Annotated in this window: 19 protein-coding genes; 11 read left to right on the top strand and 8 right to left on the bottom strand. The window is 71.8% G+C overall.

Annotation, left to right across the window (positions count from 1 at the left end; genetic code table 11):
* Positions 1–74 precede the first annotated feature (74 nt).
* The 3 genes from polA (at position 75) to rpsA (ending at position 5,657) form a co-directional block, all read left to right on the top strand.
* Complete coding sequence (gene polA, locus AB0J76_RS25220; RefSeq protein WP_352328459.1) at positions 75–2,765, top strand: DNA polymerase I; 2,691 nt, start codon at positions 75–77, stop codon at positions 2,763–2,765.
* Between the two features lie 162 nt (positions 2,766–2,927).
* Positions 2,928–3,983, top strand: a complete 1,056-nt coding sequence (locus AB0J76_RS25215; RefSeq protein WP_352328458.1) for a polysaccharide deacetylase family protein — start codon at positions 2,928–2,930, stop codon at positions 3,981–3,983.
* A 192-nt stretch (positions 3,984–4,175) separates the two neighbouring features.
* Entirely contained in the window at positions 4,176–5,657 is a 1,482-nt protein-coding gene (gene rpsA, locus AB0J76_RS25210) for a 30S ribosomal protein S1 (RefSeq protein WP_352358288.1), read from the top strand.
* Between the two features lie 108 nt (positions 5,658–5,765).
* Here the strand turns inward: rpsA and AB0J76_RS25205 are convergent, their stop codons facing one another.
* On the bottom strand, positions 5,766–6,515 hold the full coding sequence (locus AB0J76_RS25205) for an SDR family oxidoreductase (RefSeq protein WP_352328857.1): 750 nt from the start codon (positions 6,513–6,515) through the stop codon (positions 5,766–5,768).
* 127 nt (positions 6,516–6,642) lie between these two features.
* Positions 6,643–7,383 carry an SDR family oxidoreductase gene (locus AB0J76_RS25200; protein ID WP_352328855.1) on the bottom strand — a complete coding sequence of 247 codons (741 nt, stop codon included), beginning with the start codon at positions 7,381–7,383 and terminating at the stop codon, positions 6,643–6,645.
* A 123-nt stretch (positions 7,384–7,506) separates the two neighbouring features.
* Here AB0J76_RS25200 and AB0J76_RS25195 point away from each other — a divergent pair, with 123 nt between their 5' ends.
* Positions 7,507–8,106 (top strand): TetR/AcrR family transcriptional regulator, encoded by a 600-nt coding sequence (locus tag AB0J76_RS25195; RefSeq protein ID WP_352328853.1) that lies wholly within the window; start codon positions 7,507–7,509, stop codon positions 8,104–8,106.
* A gap of 142 nt (positions 8,107–8,248) precedes the next feature.
* Here AB0J76_RS25195 and AB0J76_RS25190 read toward each other — a convergent pair whose 3' ends face one another.
* On the bottom strand, positions 8,249–8,455 hold the full coding sequence (locus AB0J76_RS25190; RefSeq protein ID WP_352328851.1) for a 4-oxalocrotonate tautomerase family protein: 207 nt from the start codon (positions 8,453–8,455) through the stop codon (positions 8,249–8,251).
* A gap of 196 nt (positions 8,456–8,651) precedes the next feature.
* The gene (locus tag AB0J76_RS25185; protein ID WP_352328850.1) at positions 8,652–9,386 is read right to left on the bottom strand and encodes an SDR family oxidoreductase; all 735 of its coding nucleotides are present in this window, start codon (positions 9,384–9,386) and stop codon (positions 8,652–8,654) included.
* A gap of 111 nt (positions 9,387–9,497) precedes the next feature.
* Between AB0J76_RS25185 and AB0J76_RS25180 the strand changes: the two genes are divergently transcribed.
* The 3 genes from AB0J76_RS25180 to AB0J76_RS25170 all read left to right on the top strand — a co-directional run bounded on the left by AB0J76_RS25180 (position 9,498) and on the right by AB0J76_RS25170 (position 13,623).
* Positions 9,498–10,202, top strand: a complete 705-nt coding sequence (locus AB0J76_RS25180; RefSeq protein WP_352328848.1) for a TetR/AcrR family transcriptional regulator — start codon at positions 9,498–9,500, stop codon at positions 10,200–10,202.
* 623 nt (positions 10,203–10,825) lie between these two features.
* Positions 10,826–13,069 (top strand): alpha/beta hydrolase, encoded by a 2,244-nt coding sequence (locus tag AB0J76_RS25175; protein WP_352328846.1) that lies wholly within the window; start codon positions 10,826–10,828, stop codon positions 13,067–13,069.
* Positions 13,070–13,167: 98 nt separating this feature from the next.
* On the top strand, positions 13,168–13,623 hold the full coding sequence (locus AB0J76_RS25170) for a GNAT family N-acetyltransferase (protein WP_364390622.1): 456 nt from the start codon (positions 13,168–13,170) through the stop codon (positions 13,621–13,623).
* 266 nt (positions 13,624–13,889) lie between these two features.
* Here the strand turns inward: AB0J76_RS25170 and AB0J76_RS25165 are convergent, their stop codons facing one another.
* A complete protein-coding gene (locus AB0J76_RS25165) occupies positions 13,890–14,462 on the bottom strand; it encodes a TetR family transcriptional regulator (RefSeq protein WP_352323455.1) in 573 nt (190 codons plus the stop codon).
* Between the two features lie 72 nt (positions 14,463–14,534).
* Between AB0J76_RS25165 and AB0J76_RS25160 the strand changes: the two genes are divergently transcribed.
* From AB0J76_RS25160 to coaE, 3 genes are read left to right on the top strand one after another with little or no spacing between them, the layout of a single operon-like run.
* On the top strand, positions 14,535–15,107 hold the full coding sequence (locus tag AB0J76_RS25160; protein WP_352323456.1) for a dihydrofolate reductase family protein: 573 nt from the start codon (positions 14,535–14,537) through the stop codon (positions 15,105–15,107).
* Between the two features lie 24 nt (positions 15,108–15,131).
* A complete protein-coding gene (locus tag AB0J76_RS25155) occupies positions 15,132–15,290 on the top strand; it encodes a hypothetical protein (protein ID WP_352323457.1) in 159 nt (52 codons plus the stop codon).
* A 48-nt stretch (positions 15,291–15,338) separates the two neighbouring features.
* Positions 15,339–15,941 (top strand): dephospho-CoA kinase, encoded by a 603-nt coding sequence (gene coaE, locus AB0J76_RS25150; protein WP_352323458.1) that lies wholly within the window; start codon positions 15,339–15,341, stop codon positions 15,939–15,941.
* Between the two features lie 13 nt (positions 15,942–15,954).
* Here coaE and AB0J76_RS25145 read toward each other — a convergent pair whose 3' ends face one another.
* Entirely contained in the window at positions 15,955–21,549 is a 5,595-nt protein-coding gene (locus AB0J76_RS25145; RefSeq protein WP_352323459.1) for a TIR domain-containing protein, read from the bottom strand.
* A 75-nt stretch (positions 21,550–21,624) separates the two neighbouring features.
* Here AB0J76_RS25145 and AB0J76_RS25140 point away from each other — a divergent pair, with 75 nt between their 5' ends.
* Positions 21,625–22,779 (top strand): SLC13 family permease, encoded by a 1,155-nt coding sequence (locus AB0J76_RS25140; protein ID WP_352323460.1) that lies wholly within the window; start codon positions 21,625–21,627, stop codon positions 22,777–22,779.
* A 12-nt stretch (positions 22,780–22,791) separates the two neighbouring features.
* Here the strand turns inward: AB0J76_RS25140 and AB0J76_RS25135 are convergent, their stop codons facing one another.
* Positions 22,792–23,571: an inositol monophosphatase family protein gene (locus AB0J76_RS25135; protein ID WP_364390618.1), complete on the bottom strand. Its 780-nt coding sequence runs from the start codon at positions 23,569–23,571 to the stop codon at positions 22,792–22,794.
* Between the two features lie 34 nt (positions 23,572–23,605).
* Positions 23,606–24,226 (bottom strand): hypothetical protein, encoded by a 621-nt coding sequence (locus AB0J76_RS25130; RefSeq protein WP_352323462.1) that lies wholly within the window; start codon positions 24,224–24,226, stop codon positions 23,606–23,608.
* Between the last annotated feature and the right edge of the window lie 6 nt (positions 24,227–24,232).

The raw sequence follows: 24,232 nt of genomic DNA, 5'->3' as shown, positions 1-24,232 counted from the left end.
GGTCTGCGTCAAGGGGATGTCTCCACTCTTCCGAGCTCGGGTTTTCTGTCGTTGACGCAGACTAGGCTGCGTACGTGCCGAAGAGTGAAGTGACCCCCAGCCGCCCGTGCCTGTTGCTGCTTGACGGGCATTCCCTGGCCTACCGCGCCTTCTACGCGCTCAAAGACGCCAACCTCATGACCACCGACGGTCAGCACACCGAGGCGGTCTACGGGTTCACCTCGATGCTGACGAACATCCTGCGCGACGAGCAGCCGACCCACGTGGCGGTGGCCTTCGACCGGTCGGAGCCGACGTTCCGCCACGAGGAGTACTCCGACTACAAGGCCAACCGGAGCGAGACCCCCGAAGACTTCCGCGGCCAGATGCAGCTCATCTACGAGCTGCTCGACACGCTGCGCATCCCGCACCTGTCCAAGGCGGGCTTCGAGGCCGACGACCTCATCGCCACCCTGGCCACCCGCGCGGCCGCCGAGGGCATGAACGTCCTGATCGTCACCGGCGACCGCGACGCCCTGCAACTCGTCGACGAGCACGTCACCGTGCTGATGACGCGCCGCGGCATCAGCGACATGACCAGGTTCACCCCCGAGGCGGTCGAGGAGAAGTACGGCCTGACCCCGGCCCAGTACCCCGACTTCGCCGCCCTGCGCGGCGACCCCAGCGACAACCTGCTGTCCATCCCCAGCGTCGGCGAGAAGACCGCGGCCAAGTGGGTGCGCGAGTTCGGCTCCCTCACCGCGCTGGTCGACCGCGTCGACGAGGTCAAGGGCAAGGTCGGCGACAAGCTGCGCGAGCACGTCGCCCAGGTGCTGATGAACCGCCGCCTGACCGAGCTGCTGCGCGACGTGCCGCTCGACGTCGAGCTCGGCGACCTCACCCAGGGCGCGTGGGAGCGCGAGGAGATCAACAAGCTGTTCGACACCCTGCAGATCCGCGGCGAGCTGCGCGAGCGCGTCTTCAAGGTGCTCGGCACCGGCGAGGCCGAGCCCGAGCAGGGCTTCGAGGTCGAGACCGTCATCCTCGGCCCCGACCGGGTGGCCGGCTGGCTGGCGGCGCTCCCGCAGGGCCGCGCCGGGCTGGCCTTCAAGGGCTCCTACGGCAGCGGCTCGGGCCGCATCGACGGCATCGCCGTCGCGTCGCCCGACGGCACCGCCGCGCACATCGACCCCGTCAAGCTCACCGAGGCCGACGAGGCGGCGCTGCGGGCCTGGCTGGGCGACGAGAGCAGGCCCAAGGCCGTCCACGACGCCAAGGGGCCGATCCTGGCCCTGTGGGCCCAGGGCATGGAGCTGCGCGGCCTGAGCTGCGACACCGCGCTGGCCGCCTACCTCGCCATGCCGGGCCAGCGCACGTTCGCACTGGAAGACCTGGCCAGGCGCTACCTCCACCGCGACCTGCGGGCCGAGGAGGAGTCCGGCGGCCAGGCCGCCCTGTTCGGCGACGACGAGGACGCGCCGGCCAAAGACCTCGCGCTGCGCGCCCACGCCGTGCGCGAGCTGGCCGACTCCCTGGAGGGCTTCCTGGCCGGCCGCGGCGGCACCCAGCTCCTGGCCGACGTCGAGCTGCCGCTGCTGTCGGTGCTGGCCGAGATGGAGCGGGCCGGCATCGCCGTCGACAGCGAATACTTCGCGGGCCTGGAGGCCGAGTTCGGCGCCGCCGTCAAGCACGCCGTGGAGGAGGCCCACCGCTCCGTCGGCGAGCAGTTCAACCTGGGCTCGCCCAAGCAGCTCCAGGAGATCCTGTTCACCCGGCTCAACCTGCCGAAGACCAAGAAGATCAAGACCGGCTACAGCACCGACGCCGACCAGCTCGCCTGGCTCGCCACCCAGACCGAGCACGAGCTGCCGACGATCATGCTGCGCCACCGCGACCAGCAGAAGCTGCGCACCACGGTCGAGGGCCTGATCAAGGAGGTCGGCGACGACGGGCGCATCCACACCACGTTCAACCAGATCATCGCCGCCACCGGCCGCCTGTCGTCGGAGAAGCCCAACCTGCAGAACATCCCGATCCGCACCGCCGAGGGCCGCCGCATCCGGCAGGGCTTCGTGGTCGGCGAGGGCTACGAGCGGCTGCTGACGGCCGACTACAGCCAGATCGAGCTGCGCATCATGGCCCACCTGTCCGGCGACGAGTCGCTGATCGAGGCCTTCGAGTCCGGCCACGACTTCCACCAGGCCACCGCGGCCCGGGTGTTCGACCTGCCGCCCGAGCAGATCGACAGCGAGCTGCGGGCGCGCATCAAGGCGATGAACTACGGCCTGGCCTACGGCCTGTCCGACTTCGGCCTGTCCGGGCAGCTCAACATCCCGGTCTCGGAGGCGCGGGCGCTGAAGGAGGAGTACTTCACCGAGTTCGGCGGCGTGCGCGACTTCCTGCAGGCCATCGTGGCCCAGGCGCGCACCGACGGCTACACCGAGACGATCATGGGCCGCCGCCGCTACCTGCCCGACCTGACCAGCGACAACCGCCAGCGCAGGGAGATGGCCGAGCGCATGGCGCTCAACGCCCCCATCCAGGGCTCGGCGGCCGACATCATCAAGGTCGCCATGCTCCACGTCCACCAGGCCATCGCCGAGGAGGGGCTGGCCTCGCGGATGTTGCTGCAGGTCCACGACGAGCTGGTGTTCGAGGTCGCGCCGGGCGAGCTGGAGACGCTGCGGCAGCTCGTGTGCGACCAGATGAACGCCGCCTACCACCTGCGCGTTCCGCTGGAGGTCTCGGTGGGCGTCGGGCGTACGTGGCAGGACGCCGGCCACTGACGATGTTTATCCCGACACGGCGGGGCAGTCCGACATATCGCGAACGGCGTGGCCCCGCCGTCTCCGGGGCTTCTCGTCTACGCTGAAGACAGTTTTGGCCGAGATGCCGGGAGTTTTGTGCGGGTACCAGCGTCCTTCACGCGGATCATCGCAATCGCGAACGTGGCCGTGGTGACCGTGGCCGTCGTCGGGCTGAGTCTCTTACCCGACGGTGAGACTCCTACTACCCAGGCGTCGGCCCGGGTCGGCGTGATCGCCCCCGTCTCACCCCCGCAGGGGCAGCCCCAGGACACCTCCCAGCCTCCGGGCGTGGTCGCCACCCCCGGCTTCGCCCGGCAGGTGCGCGCCAACGAGGCGGGCATGGTGCCGATCATCATGTACCACCGGATCCTGCGCAAGCGCGTGGCCTCCATCGACCGCACCCCCGCCCAGCTCAGGCAGGAGCTGGAGAAGCTGGCCAGGCAGGGCTACGTGCCCATCACGGCCAGGGAGTTCGCCACCGGCGACATCCGGGTGCCGGCCGGGCGCTTCCCGGTCGTGCTGACGTTCGACGACGGTCATCCGAGCCACTTCGCGCTCGACGACGCGGGCAACCCCGAGCCCGACACCGCCGTCGGCGTGATCCTCGACGTGGCCGCCCGATACCCCTCGTTCCGGCCGGCCGCGACGTTCTGGATCAACCGTGAGCCGTTCGGGCTGCGCGACCCGGAGCGGCAGGCGGCCGCGGTGCGGTGGCTGGTCGATCACGGCTTCGAGGTCGCCAACCACACCTGGTCCCATCCGGACCTGCGGCGGCTGGGCAAGAAGAAGGTGCGCGAGCAGATCGTCCGGCTGGAGCGTCTGCTCAAGAAGCTGGGGGCGCCGCCGGACAGGACCCTGGCCCTGCCGTACGGGTCGCTGCCGCGGCCCAAGAAGCTCGCCCGTACCGGCTCCTGGGACGGGACCCGCTATGATTTCGCGGGCGTGTTCCTCGCCGGGGCCCAGCCGTCCCTTTCGCCCTTCGCGAAAAAGTTCGACCGTGGGGCGATCCAGCGGATCCAGAGCAACGGCAAGCGGGGAGAGTGCCGCAAGTGGTGCTCGCAGTACTGGCTGGAGTGGCTGAACAAGCACCCCGGCGAGCGCTACGTCTCGGACGGCGATCCCACGCGGATCTCCGTCCCGCGCGGACTACGGGGTAATATCAACCCCAAGCGGGAGTCCCAGATCATCGCGTACTGATGTGCCTCCGGATTGACCCCGTGGCCAAGGTCTCATATGCTGATCGCTGCGCTGTGGGCTCGCGCGCGCCTCAGACGGAGCGGGCTCGCGCTCGGTCACGTCGATGTCGTAATTCCTCGGCTTGATGCGGAAGAGGGCCTGCCGCGCATCCGCCACATCGACATCCTGTCCGCGTTCGGAGCAATTCCACACATGACGTCCAGCACTGAGGCCACCTCGAGCACCCCGCAGGTAGCGGTCAACGACATCGGGTCCGAGGAAGCCTTCCTCGCAGCGATCGACGAGACCATCAAATACTTCAACGACGGCGACATCGTCGAGGGCACCGTCGTCAAGGTCGATCGAGACGAGGTCCTTCTCGATATCGGCTACAAGACCGAGGGTGTCATCCCCTCGCGCGAGCTTTCGATCAAGCACGATGTCGACCCTGCTGACGTCGTGGAGGTCGGGGAGCACGTCGAGGCCCTGGTTCTCCAGAAGGAGGACAAAGAGGGCCGCCTGATCCTGTCCAAGAAGCGCGCCCAGTACGAGCGCGCCTGGGGCACGATCGAGAAGATCAAGGACGAGGACGGCATCGTCACCGGTACCGTCATCGAGGTCGTCAAGGGTGGTCTCATCCTCGACATCGGCCTGCGCGGCTTCCTCCCCGCCTCCCTGGTCGAGATGCGACGCGTCCGCGATCTGCAGCCGTACGTCGGCCGCGAGCTCGAGGCGAAGATCATCGAACTCGACAAGAACCGCAACAACGTGGTTCTCTCCCGCCGCGCCTGGCTGGAGCAGACGCAGTCCGAGGTTCGCCAGACGTTCCTCAACACCCTGCAGAAGGGCCAGGTCCGCAAGGGCGTCGTCTCTTCGATCGTCAACTTCGGCGCCTTCGTCGACCTCGGCGGGGTCGACGGTCTGGTCCACGTGTCCGAGCTGTCCTGGAAGCACATCGACCACCCGTCCGAGGTCGTCGAGGTGGGCCAGGAGGTCACGGTCGAGGTCCTCGACGTCGACATGGAGCGCGAGCGCGTCTCCCTGTCGCTCAAGGCCACGCAGGAAGACCCGTGGCAGCAGTTCGCCCGTACCCACCAGATCGGCCAGGTCGTGCCGGGCCGCGTCACCAAGCTGGTGCCGTTCGGTGCGTTCGTCCGGGTCGAGGAGGGCATCGAGGGCCTGGTCCACATCTCCGAGCTGGCCGAGCGCCACGTGGAGATCCCGGAGCAGGTCGTCCAGGTCGGCGACGAGATCTTCGTGAAGATCATCGACATCGACCTTGACCGTCGTCGCATCAGCCTCTCGCTGAAGCAGGCCAACGAGGGTGTCGGCACCGAGGTCGAGTTCGACCCGACCCTCTACGGCATGGCGGCCACGTACGACGACCAGGGCAACTACATCTACCCCGAGGGCTTCGACCCGGAGACCGGGGAGTGGCTCGAGGGCTTCGACAAGCAGCGTGAGGAGTGGGAGCGGCAGTACGCCGAGGCCCAGACGCGCTTCGAGGCTCACCGCAAGCAGATCGAGGAGGCCCGCAAGGCCGAGGCGGAGGCCGGCGAGGCCGCTCCCTCGTCCTACAGCGGCGAGACCGCTCCTCCGTCGGGCAGCTCGTCGTCGGCTCCGGCCAGCGGCGCGCTCGCCTCTGACGAGGCGCTCGCAGCCCTCCGCGAGAAGCTCGCGGGCGGCCAGAGCTAAGGCTCAGCCTTGAAAAGCCCCGCACGGGTTTCCGTGCGGGGCTTTTTCATGCCTTTCTCTGGGACGGGCCTCGCGGAGGAGCTCTGCCAGGCCGCTGACAGACGGAGGTCAGTAGGCGAGTTCCCCGATGCCGCCGTCGACGCGCAGGACGGTGCCGGCGGTGTAGGCGGACTCGTCGGAGGCCAGGTAGACGGCCGCCTTCGCCACCTCGGTGGTGGTGCCGATGCGATGCAGGGGCACGGTCTGCCGGAGTTCGTCGTAGATGGCGGCCTGCCGCTCGGGGCCGAGCGACTTGAACGTGTCCGTGAGGGTCGGCCCCGGGCTCAGCCCGTTGACCCGGATGCCCCGGTCCTTCAGCTCATGGGTGAGCCCGCGGGAGAGGGACAGCAGGCCCGCCTTGGCGGCACCGTAGACCGCCGCGTTCTCGTGCCCGACGTAGGCGGAGACCGAGCCGACGAGAATGATCGAGGCCTGCTGTGACAAGAGCGGAAGAAGCGCTCTGACCAGGAAGAACGGCCCCTTGAGATTGGTGGCGACGAGCGTGTCGAACGCCTCCTCGGTCCATTGCTCGATCGGGAGATGGGTGACGTCGGCGGCGTTGCTCATCACGATGTCGAGCTTCGGCCATTCCTGCCGCAACCGCGCCGCGAGCGCCGCCTGGCCGGGGACGTCGCCGGCGTCGCTGACGACGGGCAGCAGCGGGCCGTCCAGCTGCCGGGCGGCCTCGGCCAGCCGTTCCCGTGAGCGGCCGGTGATCGCGACGGTCGCTCCCTCGGCGAGGAACTGACGGGCTGTCTCCAGCCCGATGCCGCTCGTCCCGCCCGTGATCAGTGCGTGCTTTCCTGCGAGACGACCCATGAAAGTCATCCTCCTGACTGCCGCAAGGCGCATGGTGGTGCCGATGACGGGCCGTCCCGCCATCGTGAGGCACCCGCCAGAGGCCGGCCGCGTGCTTCGGACGTGGCTCTGGCGGGTGCGTTCGGGGTCAGATGGCGGTACGTCCGCCGTCGGCGGGCACGACGGCGCCGGTCACGTAGCTGGCCTGGTCGCCGGCGACGAAGGCGATGACGCGAGCGACCTCGGCCGGATCGGCGGCGCGCTTGAGCGCGGTCGTCAGGCCCATGCCGCCGACGTCCGGGCCCATGACCGCCACCACCTTGGAGGTGGCCATCGGGCCGGGCGCCACGGCGTTGACCCGTACGCCGGAGGCGGCGAACTCGGCGGCCCAGGCGCGGGTCAGGGACTCCAGCGCTGCCTTGGTGGCGCCGTAGACCGCCATCGGCGGCATGCCCAGGCCGGCGGCGGTGGAGGTGACGTTGACGATGCTGCCGCCCCCGCCGGCGGCCATCTTCGGCGCGAGCTGGGCGACCAGGATGAACGGCGCACGCACGTTGACCGCGAAGGCCGCGTCGTAGGCGGCGAGGTCCTGGTCGGCGGTCGCGCTGAACGGGACGACTCCGGCGTTGTTGACCAGGATGTCCACCGCCCCGGCCTCCTCGGCCAGCCGCCGCACGGCCTGCGGGTCGGCCAGGTCGGCGCCAATGAAGCGGGCGGTGCCGGTCGCGCCGGTCCGCACGTCGTCCACGACCTGGGCGCCGCGGCCCGGGTCGGTGCCGGTGATGATCACGTTCGCCCCGCCGGCGGCGAGCACCTTCGCCGTGGCGTGCCCGAGCCCGCCGATGGCGCCCGATCCGGTGATCAGCGCCGTCTTGCCGTGGAAGTCCATGTGGTTCGGCCTTTCTCCGCCGGTGCGAGCGCCCGGCGACTTCTGTGCGACCGTTCAATAAGTCGCTCGGCCTTCAACGTACAGACTTTTGTGCAGGCGGTCAAAAAGTCGTAACCTGGGCACATGGCACGGACAGGGCGCCCTCGCGCATTCGACAAGGACCAGGCGCTGCAGCGCGCGCTGCTGCTGTTCTGGTCGCGGGGCTACGGAGAGACCTCCATCCAGGACCTCGTCGAAGCGCTGGATCTGGAGCGGGGCAGCCTGTACGGCGCCTTCGGCGACAAGCGGCAGTTCTACCTGACGGCGGTCCAGCTGTACTGGGACACCTACGAACGCGAGCTGACGGCGGCGCTGGCGTCCGGGCCGGTGCTGCCGGCGCTGCGCGAGGTGCTCGCCAACCCGGCCCGGACCCAGGAGTACGCCTCCGACGCCGGCGTGCCGCAAGGCTGCATGATCGGCAACACCACCGCCGAACTGGTTCCGCAGGACGCCGAGGCCCGCGCGATCGTCGCCCGGTCGCACGACCGCTTCACCCGGATCGTCGCCGACGCCCTGCGCCGCGCGCAGGCCGACGGCGAGGTCGTCCGGACCGCCACGCCCGAGGCCCAGGCGCAGCTGTTGCTGTTCACCGTCCAGGGCCTGTCCCTGGTCTCCCGCGCAGGGCTCGACACCTCCGTCGCGCTCGCCGCCGTGGACGCCCTGATCGACGCCCTCCGCGTCTGACCTGCGGCTTCTGGCCCACCTGACCCCGGGTGTGGTCACTCGCTGCGAGTCGGTGACCGGTCAGACGGTCTCTGCGCTGGGGGCGCCGGGGCGAGGTTCGATGGCAGGCCGGGCCGGGGGTCGGCCCGGCGTCCCGGACGGGTCAGCTGCGGCCGAGCATGTCCGCGGTGAGGATGTTGCCACCCAGACCCCAGCCGCCGTCCGGAACCTCCTCCAGGAGGACCAGGGTGGTGGCCCGGGCTCGTTCTCCGTAGACGGCGGCGTAGGCGTCGGTGACGGCGTCGATGAGCTTCTTCTTGGACTCGGGGGTCAGGGTGTCCGCGGGAACCTTGAGGTTGGCGAATGGCATGTCGGTTTCCTTTCGTGTGGGGATTCAGAGTGAGGCGGCAGGCTTGGATCGTGAATGCCTGGGTGTGCGCGTTGCGGTCCGAGATTCGCCTCATGCCGGAGACGACGGTGTCTCCGCTCGTGTCACGGCCGAAGCCGTCAGCCGGCCGAACCCGCTGAGGGCCCGGTGACGACGACGGCGTGTCGCGCGGCGGCCATCAGACGATCCCGCCGTTGGCGCGCACGACCTGGCCGTTGATCCAGTGCCCGGCCGGGCTCGCCAGGAAGGCGACGACCTCGGCGATGTCCTCGGGGGTGCCGAGCCGTTCCAGCGGCGGTTGCTTGGCGAGCTGCTGGATCGTCGCCTCGTCCTTGCCGTCGAGGAACAGTTCGGTGGCGGTCGGGCCGGGCGCGACCGCGTTGACCGTGATGTTCCGCCCGCGCAGCTCCCGGGCGAGCACCAGGGTCATCGCCTCGACGGCTCCCTTGCTGGCGGCGTACGCCCCGTAGCCGGGGAACTGCAGGCCGACCACGGACGTGGACAGGTTGACGATCGCGCCACCGTCGCGCACGCGGCGCGCGGCCTCCCGGGCCATCACGAACGTGCCGCGGATGTTGGTGCGGTGCAGAGCGTCCAGCTCGTGGAGGTCGAGGTCGGCGATCGGGGACAACGACAGCCGCCCCGCCGAGTTGACGACCACATCGACCCCGCCGAAGGACTTCTCCGTCGCCTCGAACATCTCCGCGACGGCGTCCTCGTCGGCCACGTCGGCCTGGACCGGGATCGCCCGGCCGCCGGACGCCGCGATCTCCTCGACCACCTGCGCCGCGGCCGAGGCCGACCCTTGGAACCCCACTGCGACCGCACAGCCCCGTGCCGCCAGCGCCACCGCGATCGCCTTGCCTATCCCGCGAGAGCCACCGCTGACGACGGCCACACGCTGGTCACTCATGAAAATCTCCTTGCTCCTAGCAGTGATACGAGTTATCCGTATCGGTGTTACGTGAATCGACGGTAGCACAACTTCGTATCGCCGCTAGCGGTTGGCGGTATCATCGATCGCATGGCAGAGACGGACCCGCTTCGCGCGGCGATGATCGAGGCCGCGGAGCGGCAGCTGGCGTCGTCCTTGGACCACGAGGTGGCCACACGCGCGGTCTGCGAGGCGGTCGGCGTGAGCCAGCCCGTGCTCTACCGGTTGTTCGGTGACAAGCGCGGGCTGCTGGACGCCGTCGCCGACCACGGCTACGAGCAATATGCCGCGCTCAAGGCCGCCCAGGAGCAGACCGGCGACCCGGTCGCCGACCTGCACGCCGGCTGGGACGGCCACATGGCGTTCGCCCAGGCGAAGCCGGCCCTCTACCAGCTGATGTTCACTCCGCGGCCGTGGTCGCACTCGACGGCGCGAGATCGCGTGATGGAGCTGCTGGTGGCGGCGCTCACGCGGTGCGCGGCGGTGGGGGCGTTGAAGACCGAGCCGCAGACCGCCGCTCAGCTGATCCTGGCGGCGAACGTCGGCACCGCCCTCGACCACATCGCCAGACCGGCTCTGTTCGACGACCCCGCGCTGTCCCACCGGATGCGAGACGCCGTGTTCTCGCACGTCCTGACCGGTCCGACCGCCCAGAACGACGCCGACCCGCTGTACGCCGCCGCGCTGCGCCTGCACGCACAACTCGATCTCGCCGGGACCGAGGCCCTGGAACCGGCCGAGACCGCCCTGCTGCGGCGATGGCTTGAGCGCATCACGCAACCCGTAAGAGGATGACGGCCGTGCTCGGGAACACGCTGCCGGTCCAAGCCGGATGACATGTCACAGCAGTGCGGGCCATCGCGTGCAGAGTCGTCCCGAGCGGAAGCGCGAAGAGGGCAGCAACGGCGTTCGCTGAGGATTTCCAGGGCTTCAGTCGTGCATTGGCCCGCTCGCCGGGCGCACGGAGCTGGCTCGACGAGCCCCCGGTCGCCGGCTTTCACGGCGTAGCGCCCCGCTGCACGGGTTCGCCTTCTAGTCGTTTCCCGGGCCGCCGGAGGGCGGCCTGGAGCATCGCCCGCCTGGCGTGGATGTAGGGCAAGCTCACGTCCCACCCGGCCACGACCGGCGCGGTCGCGCTCCGTCAAAAGTGGTCTGGGTTGGGGAGGCTGAGCCGCAAGGTGGGGCAGGGTGGCCCCTGAGGGGCCGGTTACAGCCGGTCTGTCTTTTCCGTCCTCTGGCCCGAGCGGGGTTCTGTGAGAGGGCGAGGGTTCGGCGGCACGGAGAATCGCCGAGCGGGCGCGAGATTTTACCCAACGACCTTTTACGACTTCTCTACCTGCGAAGACGGCCGCTGGGAAACTGGCATGCGGCTGGAGGTACGAGCGTTCGGGGGCGATGCGGTGCGTATTGTTCGGCGCGTGATCCCGGTGGTGGCGGCGGTGACCGTCCTGGTCTCGGCGGCAGGCGGGGGAGTCGGGCAGGCGATGCGCCTGGCCGCGTCGCCCACCCCCTGGCCGGAACGCGACGTGACCGAGCTCGCGCAGCCGCAACCCGAGGCCGCCTGGCCTGAGAAACCGGAGCAGGACACGTCCGGATCAGCCGGGTCAGCCGGATCAGCCCGGCCTGACCTAGGAGCGGCCGGATCGGCAGGCTCGGAGCTTGGGGCGGCTGGAACGGCAGCGTCCGAGTTGGGAGCGGCTGGATCGGCGACGTCCGAGTTCGGGGCGGCCGGATCGGCGGCGTCCGAGTTCGGGGCGGCCGGATCGGCAGGGCAGGAGGAGCTGGGAGCGTCGGAGCTCGGGGCGGTGGGACTGGAGGAGCGGGGTGCTGCCGGGCCGGTGCGGCCGGCGCCTGGGCGGCAGACGCTCGCCTGGTCCGAGTGCGGCGGCGGGCTGCGGTGCGCCACGTTGCCCGTCCCCGCCGACTGGGCCAGGCCGCGTGAGGCCCGAGTGGCCGTCCGGCTCGCCATGATGCCCGCCCAGGACCCGCTGCGGCGGCTCGGCGCGCTGGTGGTCAACACAGGGGCCCCGTCGGTCGTACGAGAGGTCGCAGCGCGGCCGGACACCGTGGGCGAACTGGCCAGATGGTTCGACGTCGTGCTGGTCGAGGCGCGCGGGGCCGGGGATGGGGGGCACGCGGGGGCGTGCCCCCGACCCCGGCCGGACCCGGCCCGGCTGCAGGTGGCCGAAGGGCGGACGGCCTGGCGCGCGTTCGCCCGGGACAACGCCGCCTACGACCGGGCCTGCCGGGCCGCGCTCGGGCCGTCCTACGCCGGGCTGACGTCCTGGCAGGTCGCTCACGACCTCGACGCCGTACGCGCCGCGCTGGGGGAGTCGCGGCTGCGCTACCTCGGCAACGGCTACGGGAGCGTGTACGGGCAGGCGTACCTGGAGCTGTTCCCCGGCCGGGCCGGGCGGATGTACCTGGAGGGGCTGCCCGACCACACCGAGACCGGGCTCGAACGGCGGCTGCTCGCCCACGCCCGTGCCCAGGAGCGGCAGCTCGGGCACTTCCGCGACTGGTGCCGGAACCGTGCCGGCTGCCCGCTCGGCCGTGCGGACGCCGTCCGGGTGTTCGACGGCCTGGTCAGGCGCGCACCGCTGCGGCCCGGTGGCGGCGGGCGTACCGTGAGCGGGCACGAGATCGCCGCGGCCGTCTGGGCGGGCCTCACGCCCGCACGGTGGCCGGCGCTCGCCCACGCCCTCTCCAGAGCCCGGACGGGCGACGCCACGGCCCTGACCGCCCTGCTCCCCGCCGACCCCCCGCAGCCGCCCCCTCCCGCCCCGACGGCAGCCACCCCCGGCACGGTCCAGCCGGCCCCCGCAGGTACGGCGGGAGCACGCCTGAGCGCGGGACAGGCGCCTCTCGGAACGGCCCGCGGCACCGGGCAGATGCCTCCCGCAACGGCCGGGGCCCGGCCCCCTGAGGCGCTGCCGGGGTTGGCGGGGGCGATTCCTCGGGGCGGAGCGGCGGTTCCTGGAGCGGCCGCCTCTGGAGCGGTGGCTCCCGGAGCGGCGGCTCCTGGAACGGCGGTTCCTAGTACCACGGCCCCTGGAGTGGCGGTTCCTGGAGCGGTCGCCCCTGGGGTGGCAGGGGGAGGCGTCGTGTCCGATGAGGGGACGGCGGGGGTGGTGGCGCGGCCTGGGGAAGCGGTGCCCGGCGTGGTGGGGGGAGTGGCGTCCGACCTGGGGGAGGTGGGGTCGGCGAGTGCGGAGGGGGTCAGGTGGTGTCGTGACTTCGGGTTGGCCGCGCCTGGTTATCGCAGCTTTCTCCAGGTGGAGGCGCGGCTGCGGAAGGCAGCGCCGCGGGTGGGGTGGCTGAGCGGGCGGGCGGAGGTGGCCAGGTGCCTGGGGGTGGCGCGCTCGCCGGGCTGGGCGCCGCACCCGTTGGCGTCCGGGCTCAAGGTGCCCCCGGTGCTGGTCGGGGTGGGACGGCTGGACAACGAGACCCCGTCCTCAGGGGCGGCCAGGGCGGCCGGGCAGATCCCGGGGGCGAGGGTGCTGTGGCACGGGGACGGGCAGGACGCGTACCTGGCGCAGGGCGTGAGCAGGCTGCGCGCGGCCTGCCTGCGTACGAAGGTGCACGACTACCTGGTCAACGGCGTCCTGCCGAAGCGCGGCACGTTCTGCCCGGGCGAGCTCACGGCGGGCAACGCTCCCTAGCCGGCGGCGCGAGAGGACCGTCCGAGGCGGGGAGGCAGGGGGCGGGAGGGCGTGGAAGTCGGCGGTGGCGGCGGGGACGCAGCCGATAGGGTGCTGGCGTGAAGGTCGAACGGGCGGTGGCGGCGGACGCGGGCGAGATCCTCACCCTGCAGCGGGCGGCGTACGTGAGCGAGGCCCAGCTCTACGGCGACCCCTACATCCCGCCGCTCGTGGAGTCGCTGGAGCAGGTGCGCAAGGCCGTCGAGACCGGCGTCGTGCTCAAGGCCGTGGACGCCGGCCGGATCGTCGGCGCCGTGCGCGGGCAGCTGGCCGGCACCACGTGCCTGGTCGGGCGGCTCGTGGTCGCGCCCGACCGGCAGGGGCAGGGGCTCGGTACGGCCCTGCTCGCGGCGCTGCACGAGCAGGTGCCGGAGGCGGGGGCGTTCGACCTGTTCACGGGGCATCTGTCGGAGGGCAACCTGCGGCTGTACCGGCGGCTCGGCTACCGCGAGACCCGGCGGGAGCGGATGGACGACCATCTCACCCTGATCCACCTGCGCCGCACCCCGACCTGACCGCTTCCCGGGGCACGCCCGGCCTCCGGCCTGTCCGGCGCCCAAGGTCACGGGCGGGATCGTGATCCCGGGGGCGAAGAGCTCACCTCGTGGCCGCTGCGCGGCCTGTCTCGTCCAGCCAGGACGCCATGACGCCCCCTGGCGGGAAGCCGCAGGCCCGATCGGTGAGCAATCGCAGGCGGGCGCCCGCTCCGGGCAGACGATCAAGGCCCTGGACATCACCGGCGACGGCAAACTCCTGACCGGATGACCCCGGCCCGGCGCTGTCAGCCGTTCAGTGATCTCCGGACGGCGGCGTCCACGAGCTGGCGCACCTCCTGCTCGCTGAAGATGTCGGGCAGGGTGAGCCGTTCGACGATGAGCCAGTTCAGGGCGAGGTAGAGCAATACCACCGAGGTCGAGTCGCCGGGCAGGCCCGAGGCGGCGTGGTAGCCGATGTTGGCGTCGATGTCCTCGCGGATGCGCTTGGTGAGCACGGCGCGCAGCTCAGGACGCCGGGTGGACTCCAGCCGCAGTTCGAGCAGCGCCAGGTACCCGGAGTTGAAGGCGGTGACCCGGTCCACCAGCTCGTGCATGAGCTCGGCGTAGCGGGTCTCGTCCTGCACGCCCTCCTGGCCGCGGGCGAGCGTGGCCGCGTCGGGCAGCAACCGTTCATAGATGCGTCCGCCGGCCTGGGTGAACAGGTCGTCGCGGTTGGCGAAGTAGTTGGACGCCGTGCCCGGCGGCACGGCCGCCTCGGCGTCGACGGCCCGGAACGTCAGCCCGCGCGCTCCTTCCCTGGCCAGCACCTCGATCGCCGCGTCGATCAGCGCCTGCCTCCGCTCGGGGTTCTTCCGCACTTGACACCACTCCAGACGTAGTACTACATTCAAACCACTTCACTCATAGTACTACAGCAGGAGTTGCTCCGGATGCGAAAGCTTGTCTACTACATCGGCGTCTCCCTCGACGGCTACATCGCCGGGCCCGGCGCCGAGTTCGACTTCTACCCCGTGTCCGCCCAGATGGCCGACTGGATCAACGCCCGCTATCCCGAGACGCTGCCCACCCACATCCGCAGCCTGGTCGGCCTTGAGGACGTGCCCAACAAGGTGTTCGACACCCTGGTGATGGGCCGCGGCACCTACGAGCCGGCCCTGCAGGTGCCCACCACCAGCCCCTACTCCCACCTGCGCCAGTACGTCGTCTCCAGCACGCTGACGATCGACGACCCCACGGTCCACGTGGAGACGGGCGACCCGATCGAGCTCGTCCGGCGGCTGAAGGCCGAGGACACCGGCATGGACATCTACCTCTGCGGCGGCGGCAAGCTCGCCGGCTCCCTGCTCCCGGAGATCGACGAGCTCATCCTCAAGAGCTATCCCGTGGTGGCGGGGGCGGGCATCCCCATGTTCTCCGGCGGGTTCAGCCCCACCCTGTTCACCCCCACCAGGCGCGAGTCCTTCGACAACGGCGCCCAGGTCACCTGGCTCACCCGCGCCTGACGCACACCCCCAAGGAGAAAAAATATGCATGTCAAGCTTCCCGCCACGATCACCCAGGCCAGGTCCGAGCAGCAGGCCCGCTCTCCGCACCGGCACGAGCAGCCGGCGCGCGACCTCAAGCCCACGGGCCGGGCCAACCCCTCCCGCCGTCCGACCGCCGCCCCACGCCGTGGCGGGTACTGAGCGGGCCGTCGGGATGACCGGGTACGCCGGGATGGGTAGTCTTTTCCGGTGCTGAAGATTGGGCTCACCGGCGGCATCGGCTCCGGCAAGAGCGAGGTGTCCAGGCGGCTGTCGGCCAGGGGCGCCGTCGTCATCGACGCCGACAAGATCGCGCGAGAGGTGGTCGAGCCCGGCACGGTGGGGCTGTCCCGGGTGGTGGCCGCGTTCGGGGAAGAGGTGCTGCACCCCGACGGCTCGCTGAACCGGGAGCGGCTGGGCTCGGTGGTCTTCGCCGACCCCGACCGGCTGGCCGCGCTCAATGCGATCGTGCATCCGCTGGTGGGGGAGCGGGTGGCCGAGCTGCAGGGCCAGGCGGCCGACGACGCGATCGTGGTCTACGACGTGCCGCTGCTCGTGGAGAACAAGCTGGCCCCCATGTACGACGTGGTGATCGTGGTCGACGCGGCCGACGAGGTGCGCATCCGGCGCCTGGCCGACCACCGCGGCATGCCGGAGGCCGACGCCAAGGCCCGCATCGCCGCCCAGGCGAGCCGGAAGGACCGCCTGGCCGCCGCCGACCTGGTGATCCCCAACGAGGGCTCGCTCGACGACCTGGAGGCCCGGGTCGACGAGGTCTGGCACGAGCTCGTACGCCGGGCCGCCCGCGGCTAGCCACCCCCCGCGGTCAGAAGGGCGAGTCGAGCGGCACCTGACTGACCTCCGGCAGGTACGGATCCAGCTCTCCCAGCTCGAACCGCGACATCCCGATGACGTGCCAGAACTGGCCGCCCGGCTCGCCGTGCACCTTGTACCGCCCGTCCGGCGCCAGGGCGGCCCAGCCCTCGGGCAGCCCCAGCAGCGTCGCCCGCCGCCGGCCGCCCTCCCAGAGGATCACCACGCCGTCGTCGCCGGCGCTGGCCAGCAGGTCGGACGTGGGGCTGTAGGCCACCGACCACACCCGGCGCGCGTGCCCGGCGAGGGTGTGCAGCAGCTGCCCGGTCGCGGTCTCCCACACCCGTACGGTCATGTCGTCGCCGCCGGTCGCCAGGTGGCGGCCCGTGGCGTCGAAGGCCAGGCTCCACAGCCGGCCGTCGTGCTGGGTGAGCGTGTGCACCAGGCGCGGCTGCCAGGGCTGGCCGGGCCGCAGCTCCCACACCAGCGCGCGGCCGTCGTTGCCGGCGCTGGCCAGGTAGCGGCCGTCGGGGGAGAAGGCCACGGAGTACACCCGGTCGGTGTGGCCCTCCAGCGTCGCCACCCGGCCGCCGGAGGAGACGTGCCACAGGCGGACGAGCTTGTCGTCGCAGCCGGTGGCCACGTAGTCGCCGAGCGGGCTGAAGGCGATCGAGCGCACCCGCCCCCGGTGGTCGACCAGGTCGACGGCCATGCGGCCGGTCGGCCGGTACCAGATCTTGACGCTGTCGTCGTCGTTGGCGGTGGCCAGCATGTTGCCGTCGGGGCTGAACGCCTCGGCCCACACGTGGTCGGTCTCGGCGTGCAGCTCGCGCTCGTAGTCGCCGGTGGTGGCGTTCCAGAAGTGCACGCCGCCGTCGTTGCTGGAGGTGGCCAGCACCGGGCCGGCGGGCGAGAACAGGGCGGAGATCAGCCGGTCGGCGGTGCCGGTGAACTCCCGCAGCCGCCGCCCGGTGCGCGGCTCCCACACCCGGACGACGCCGTCGTTGCCGCTGGTGGCCAGCATCGAGCCGTCGGCGCTGAAGCGCACCGACGAGATCCGCCGGCCGTGGCCGCGCAGCACCCGCTGGCACTGCCCGGACACCGGGTCCCACAGGCGGACGGTGCCGTCGTTGCTGCTGGTGGCCAGCTGCTGGCCGTCGGGACGGAACGCGAACGGCCAGACCGAGCTGCGATGGCCGGTCAGCTCGACGCGCTTGCCGCCGCCCACGGGCTGCAGCCGGACCGTGCCGCCGGAGTCGCCGCTGGCCAGCGTGCGGCCGTCGGGGCTGAAGGTCACCTGGTAGACGGCCGCCGTGTGGGCGGTGTGCACGCCGAGCGGCTCGCCCGACGCCTGCCACAGGCGGACGCTGCCGGCCGTGTCGCCGCTGGCCAGGATCGAGCCGTCGGGGGAGAACGTCAGGCAGTAGACGCTGCCGGCGTGCCCGGCCAGCTCGTGCCGGGGGGACCAGGTGGCGGTGTCCCAGAGGCGGATCGTGCCCGCCTCGTCGCCGGTGGCCAGCAGGGTGCCGTCGGGGCTGTGCACGGCCCGGTAGACGCTGCCGCGGTGGCCGTCGAGGGTCACGGCCGTCTCCCCGGTGGCCAGGTCCCAGACCCGGACGACGCCCGCGGAGTCGCCGGTCACCAGCTGCGAGCGGCCGAAGGAGGCGGTGTAGACCGGCGCGCGGTGGCCCGGCAGCTCGTGGACCAGCCGGCCGGTCGCGGTCTCCCACACCCGGACCACGCCGTCGCCGCCGCCGGCCGCCACCAGCTCGCCCGAGTCGTTGAGGCGTACCGGCCACACGCCGTCGGGATGGCCGGTGAGCGTGTGCAGGCGCCGGCCGGTGAGGGTGTCCCAGAGCTGGACCGTGCCGTCGCTCGCGCCGGTGGCCAGCAGGTCGCCGGCGAAGGTGACGGCGTATACGCGGCCGCGGTGGCCCTGGAGGGTGCGGACCGGGGAGCCGCCGGCGCACAGCAGCACGCCGCCGTCCTCGTTGCCGATGGCGATGGTCGAGCCGTCGGGGCTGTAGGCGATGGGCTCGGGCAGGCGGGAGGTCTGGAAGTGGTAGCCGTACGGGACGCCGATGCCGGCGGGCGCGAACTCCACCTCCACCGGCTGGCCCGGCACCACCGCCGCGCCCCGCAACGGCGGCAGCGTGCCGGTGACGTTGATCAGGGACGCCCGGTGCCAGCGGGCGCCCTCGACCGTGACGTCGCTCAGGTCGACCTGCGCCAGCCGCGCGCCCGACAGGTCGGCCCCGGTCAGGTCGGCGCCGGTCAGCCTGGCGCCGTCGAGCCGGGCGCCGGCCAGGCTGGCGTCGCGCAGGACCGCTCTGGACAGGTTCGTGCCGGCGAGGGTGGCCTCCGACAGGTCGGCGCCGGTCAGGTCGACCTCCTGCAGGTCGCGCGCCGACAGGTCCTCGCCCTTGAGGTTCGCGCCGCGCAGGTCGGCCTTGGCCGGGGTGCGCAGCCTGGCCGCGATCTTGACCGCGTTCGCCCTGGCCACGTCGTCGGGGGGCGGGTCGGCCACCCAGGCGCGCAACGCCCGTACGTCGGCCAGGTCGCACAGGAACTCGACGGTCAGCGCCGACAGCGGCCTGCGGGTCAGCGGGAGGGGGTTGTCGAGGTTCGCGGCGATGTGGCGGGCGATGAGCCATTCCATCACCGAGGCGTGGATGAACCCGAACATGCCCTCCTCGGTGCGTACGAGCAGGCTGCCCGAGCCCATCGCGTGCGCGGCGTGCGCGGGCGAGAGCTGGCCCGAGGCCAGGTCGCTCAGCGTCTCGCCGATCTCGGTCAGCTCGTCGACGCCGAGCAGCGTCTCGCCGCTGTCCCACAGGCGCAGCGCCAGCGCGGTCACCACCCGCCACAGCTCGCCGATCGACAACGCGCCGGGCGAGCCGGGGACGCGGGCCCGCCGCTCCTCGAAGGCCAGCCAGGTGCTGAGGATCTCCTCGTACAGCAGGGCCGGGCTGAGGGTGTGCTGGGCGCCGGCGACCGTGCGCAGACGGTCGGCGTCGAGGTCGGCGATGAAGCTGAGCATGCGCGGGTTCTGGGCCAGGGCCAGCAGGTCCTTGATCTCGCCCATGAGCGACATGCGGGCGCCGGCCTCGTCGCCGTCGTCGAACCGGTTGGCCAGGTAGGAGCGGATCTGGTCGTGCGTGAAGTCCTCCACGCTGAGCACCCGCCGCTGCGGCAGCACGCCCACCATCTCGCCGAGCGAGGTCAGCACCTGGCTGTGCGACTTGAAGTGCTGCGTACGGCTGGCCACCACGATCTTGGCCTTGTCCTCGGCCGCGGCGAGCAGGGTGGCCAGGTGGTCGGCCGCCCGGTCGTAGGTCAGCCGGGTGACCAGCTCGTCGAACCCGTCGAACAGCAGCACGATGCGCCCCTGCCGGAGCAGGTAGCGGAACGCCTTGAGGTCGATGAACTCCTCGCCGTGCCCGGCCAGGTGCGCGGCGACCAGGGCGTCGACCGAATGGGCCTTGTCCAGGGCGCGCAGCTCGATGAAGATCGGCGTCAGGTGCGGCAGCTCGGCCGGGATGCGCCTGGCCAGCTCGCGCAGCGCGAACGTCTTGCCGTGGCCGAAGTCGCCGAGCAGCAGCAGGAACCGGCCGTGGTCGGCGGCCAGCAGCCGCATCAGCTCGTCGGTGAGCCCCTGCCTGATCTGGCTGCCCGGCCGGTCGAGCTCGCGATAGCGCTGGGGGACGTAGAGGCCCGGCGGGTAGCGGCGGTCGCCGGTGAGCCTCGCGGTCTGCTCGGCGACGTACCCCGACAGGTCAAGCAGGCCCTGGAACTCCAGGAAGCTGCGCACCCGCACGCCCTTGCGCATCAGGTCGTCGCGGAGCGCGCGGGAGGCCGGCGGGCCCTGGTAGATCAGCTCGGCGGCCAGGTCGGCGGCGTGGGCGCGGCGGGCGAACCCGGTCGCGGCGGCCTCGGTCAGCTCGCCGACGTGCGCGCCGATCATGAGCTGCCGGACGAAGCCGTCCTCGGGATGGGTGACCACCAGATGGTCGGGGAAGCGCCGGATCTTGGCCCGCTCGTGCCGGGCCTCGCAGACCTCGGTGATGCGGTCGAGCAGCAGCTCGACGGGGCTGGGCTCGCGCTCCTCGGGCTGGGCGGCGGGCGGCGGGGTGCCGGGGGTCTCGCCGGTGAACGTGGCCCGCACCGCCCGCCAGGCGTGCCGGGCGCGGGCGGGTTTGCCGGTGTCGGGCGTCCAGGTGCGCATGCCGTCGGGGGAGATCTCGATCACCTGGTGGCGGCCGGAGCGCGGGGCCGCGACGGCGGCGAAGCCCGGCCGTGGCTCGGCGGCCGGGACGCCCGCGCCGGACCCGTGGAAGAGCAGGTTGAGCCGGTGGGTGAGCAGCCGGTCGAACGTGGGCGCGTCCCGCAGCGCGGCGGGCGGATGGCCGATCGCGCCCAGCCGCAGCCAGGCGCTCTCCTCGTAGGGGCGCAGCCGCTCGGCGAACCACGCGGCCTGCGCCTCGCCCACCAGCGCGTACGCGTCGCGCTCCAGGTGGCTCATCGCCATCGTCGAGTTGAGCCCCGCCACGACCACCCTCAGGTCGGGCACCTCGAACAACGTCCAGGGCTGGCCGCCGTCGAACACCCGGTCGTCGAGCCCCTGGTAGACCTCGCGGAACAAGCCGGCGAAATGCCGCCACTTGGGCCAGTAGGGCGGCTGCGGGCTCACGTCGTCGGCCTCGCACGTCATGAAGTACGCGCTGGCCGCGGCCTTGGTGACGTCGCGCGGGCCGGGCAGCAGCACCAGCCGGTGGGGCTCCAGCCCGATCAGCAGCCGCAGGTCGGTGACGAACTGCGTGGCCTGCGCGAACTGCCCGAGACTCCCCGACTCGGTCAGGTCGCCGCTGACCACCATGAGGTCGGGACGCGGCATGCCCCGGTCGTACATGGCTGTCAGGTCGGCCCAGATGCGGGCCTGCATGTCCTCCGGCGTGAACGGCTCGCCGGGATCGGGCAGCGCCCGCCCGAACCGCGGCCCGCCGATGTGCAGGACGTTGACCGACTCGCGCCCGCGGTCGTCGCCGCCCGAGGGCGGGAACTTGGGGGCCGTCACCGGGGTGCGGCGGGCCCTGGCCAGATCGGTCGTCGGCGGCAGCGTCGGGACGGCCGGGGGCGGGACGACCCGGCCCGAGGGGAAGGCGGGGGCGGCCGCCGGCTTGGCCCGCCCGGCCAGCGCCTCGCCGACCCGGCCCAGCAGCAGCGCTCTGGCCTGCCCGGAGTCGGTGACGCCGAGCAGGTCGACCCAGGTGATCGTGGACAGCAGGCCCTCCAGCTGCACGTCCTCCAGCCGGATCGTGACGAGCTTGTTGGAGGGGTTGTCGGGGTCGGCGCGCATGGCCGCCTGCCATTCCATGCGCCCGTAGCGCGAGGTGAGGTAGTTGCGCGAGAGCACGGCCACGACGAGCTGCGCCTCGCTGACCCCGCGGTCCATGAAGTCGATGAAGTTGGTGCCGGGCACGAAGTCCCAGGCTTGGATCATGGTCCGGTAGCCGGCCGCCTCCAGCTCCCAGGCGATCCAGGTCGCCCAGGCGGTGTCGGCCGGGGAGTAGCTGACGAAGATCTCGGTCGGCCTGCCGTCACGTGCCATCTGCTCAGTATCCACCGTGGAATCGGTGATTTGGAGTCAGTGTGCGATCATCGTCGAGTGTGGCGGCGTCTGGCTGTGCTCGATCTGATCCGGATCGGGCTGCTTGCTCTCGGTCTGGTCTTCGTGGCGACCGGTCTGCTGCCGTGGCGCGACGCCGTCGAGAGCCTGGAGACGATCGGGCCGCTGCTGATCTTCCTGGTGGCCATCATCGTGCTGGCCGAGCTGACCAAGGAAGCGCAGGTCTTCGACGCCATCGCGGCCAGGATGGCGGTGCTCGGCCGCGGTAACTACACCGCACTTTTCTTTCTTTGTACGGCTTTCGCGTCTTTTGTCACGATATTTCTGAACCTTGACACCACGGCCGTCCTGCTCACCCCCGTCATGCTCGCCCTGGCGCCACGGGCCCGCATCGCCGCCCTGCCGCTGGCGATGACCACCATCTGGCTGGCCAACACCGCCAGCCTGCTGCTGCCGGTCTCCAACCTGACCAACCTGCTCGGCATGGAGAAGCTCGGCCTCGACGCCCAGGGTTTCGCCGCCCGCATGTGGGCCCCGCAGATCGCCTCGATCGCGGTGACGATGGTGTTCCTGTGGGTGTTCTTCTGGCGCCGCGGCGAGCGCCGCGACCTGCGCTACACGCCGCCGGTGCTGGAGCCGGTGGCCGACCGCGTGCTGTTCGGCGCGGCCTCGGCGGGCTGCCTGCTGTTCATCGTCCTGCTGCTGCTCAAGGCGCACGTCGCCGTCGCCGCCACCGCCGCGGCGGTGCTGGTGGTGGCCGCCTTCCTGGTGCGCGACCGGGCCCGGCTGACCTGGAGCCTGATCCCCTGGCAGCTCGTCGTCTTCGTGACGGGGCTGTTCCTGGTGGTGCCCACGCTCAGCGCCCACGGGCTCGACGCGCTGATGACATGGATGATCGGCACGGAGGGCGACCCGTACCGGACGGCCGCGGTGGGCGCGGGCCTGTCCAACGCGATCAACAACCTGCCCGCCTACAAGGCCGTCGAGGCGGTGATCACGGCCGCCGACCAGGACCGCCTGCTGGCCCTGCTCGTTGGCACGAACGTGGGCACGGTGATCACCCCGTGGGCCTCGCTGGCCACGCTCCTGTGGTTCGAGTCGTGCCGCCGCCACGGCGTCGCGGTGCCGCTGCGTCGTTTCCTGCTGACCGGCGCCGGCCTGGCCGTCACCGGTCTGCTGGCCACCGTCTGGGCCCTGGTCACGTTCGGCTGAGCGCCGGGCGTCTCAGCCGGGCAGCAGCGACAGCAGGCCGGGAAGGGCGCGCGGGTGGGCGGCCACGAAGCTGCGGTCGTCGGCCGTGCCGTCGATGCTCTCCTCGAACGGGCCGCCGTCGAGCGCCCTGATCTCGATCCCGGCCTCCTGGGCCAGCAGCGCGCCGGCCGGCAGGTCGACCGCCTCGGCGCGGTAGCCGACGATGCCGTCGATGTCGCCGCGGGCCAGCATCGCCCACGACAGCAGCGGCGCCCACAGTTGCAGCACCCGCCGCGCGCCCACCTCCAGCGCCGTCTTCAGCGCCAGCACGGTGGCGTCGCCCCGGCTCACGCCGTACCCCTGGGTCCAGGCCAGCAGCAGGCCGTGCGGGCTGGCCGTGTACGGCGGCGCCAGCCGCGTCCCCGTGGACGCCACGGCCCCGCGCCCCCGGATCGCCGACCAGGTCTGGGACGTCACCGGATCGTGCACCACGCCCAGCACCGGCCGCCCGGCCCGGCACAACGCCACCCCCACCACGTACGTGGGCAGCCCGATGGCCACGTTGTTGGTGCCGTCGAGCGGGTCGACCAGCCACGTCCACTCGCCGCCCGCCGCGCCGATCAGCCCCGACTCCTCGGCCACGATCGTGTGCGAGGGGAAGGCCGTCAGGATGCGCTCGACCAGCAGCTTCTCCGAGGCCAGGTCGAGATCGGTGACGACGTCGCCGGCGTCGCCCTTGGCCCGGATGCCGACGGCCCCGCGCGTGCCCGCGGCGAGCAGCGCCCCGGCGGCCTGGGCGGCCTCGACGGCCACAGAGCGAGCGTGATCCAGGTCCATCGGGCACCCCTCAGGTCAGGTGGGCGGTGATCAGCCGGACGGCCAGCGCCGTCTCCGCGGCGCTCAGCGGTTCCCGGGGAACGTGGTGGCCGCCCGCTTCGAGCGGGCCGAGCGACAGGTCGCGGCTGCCGGGCCGGCCGCGACCGAGCGCGATCGTGGCCGCCTCGCCGCCCTCCGGGACGACGCTGCTGTGGAAGCGGTCGGCCGACAGGGTGTAGGTGTCGCCGGGGCCGAACAGCTCCACCAGCCCGGTCGCGTGCCGCACGGTGCGGCGGGTGGGCGAGATGCGGTCGCCGTCGGCGCCGCTGACCACCTCGAACACCCGGTGCGTGGCGTCGGGCCCCGCGTCGGTGACCACCGCGTGCACGTTGCGCACCTGGCCGTAGAGCACGTGGCTGACCAGGTCCCAGCTGTGGCAGTGGATCTGCGAGGTGGTGCTCTCGGCGTGCTGGAGCGAGTCGGACCACAGGTGGAGGCATACCCCCTCGCCGCCCTCACGCTCCAGCGGCAGGCAGACGAAGCCGAGCGGATGGCGTACGGCCCTCGGGCGCGCGGTTTCCCTCAGCACGCCGAGCGCCCACGACCTGGCCTGTCCGTCGCGGACCCGCTGGAAGACCGACCGATAGCTCATGAGTCG

The organism is Nonomuraea sp. NPDC049624, assembly GCF_040675255.1.
GTDB lineage: Bacteria > Actinomycetota > Actinomycetes > Streptosporangiales > Streptosporangiaceae > Nonomuraea.
The sequence above is the reverse complement of the archived record's forward strand: the minus strand, read 5'-3'. Positions and strand labels throughout refer to the sequence as shown.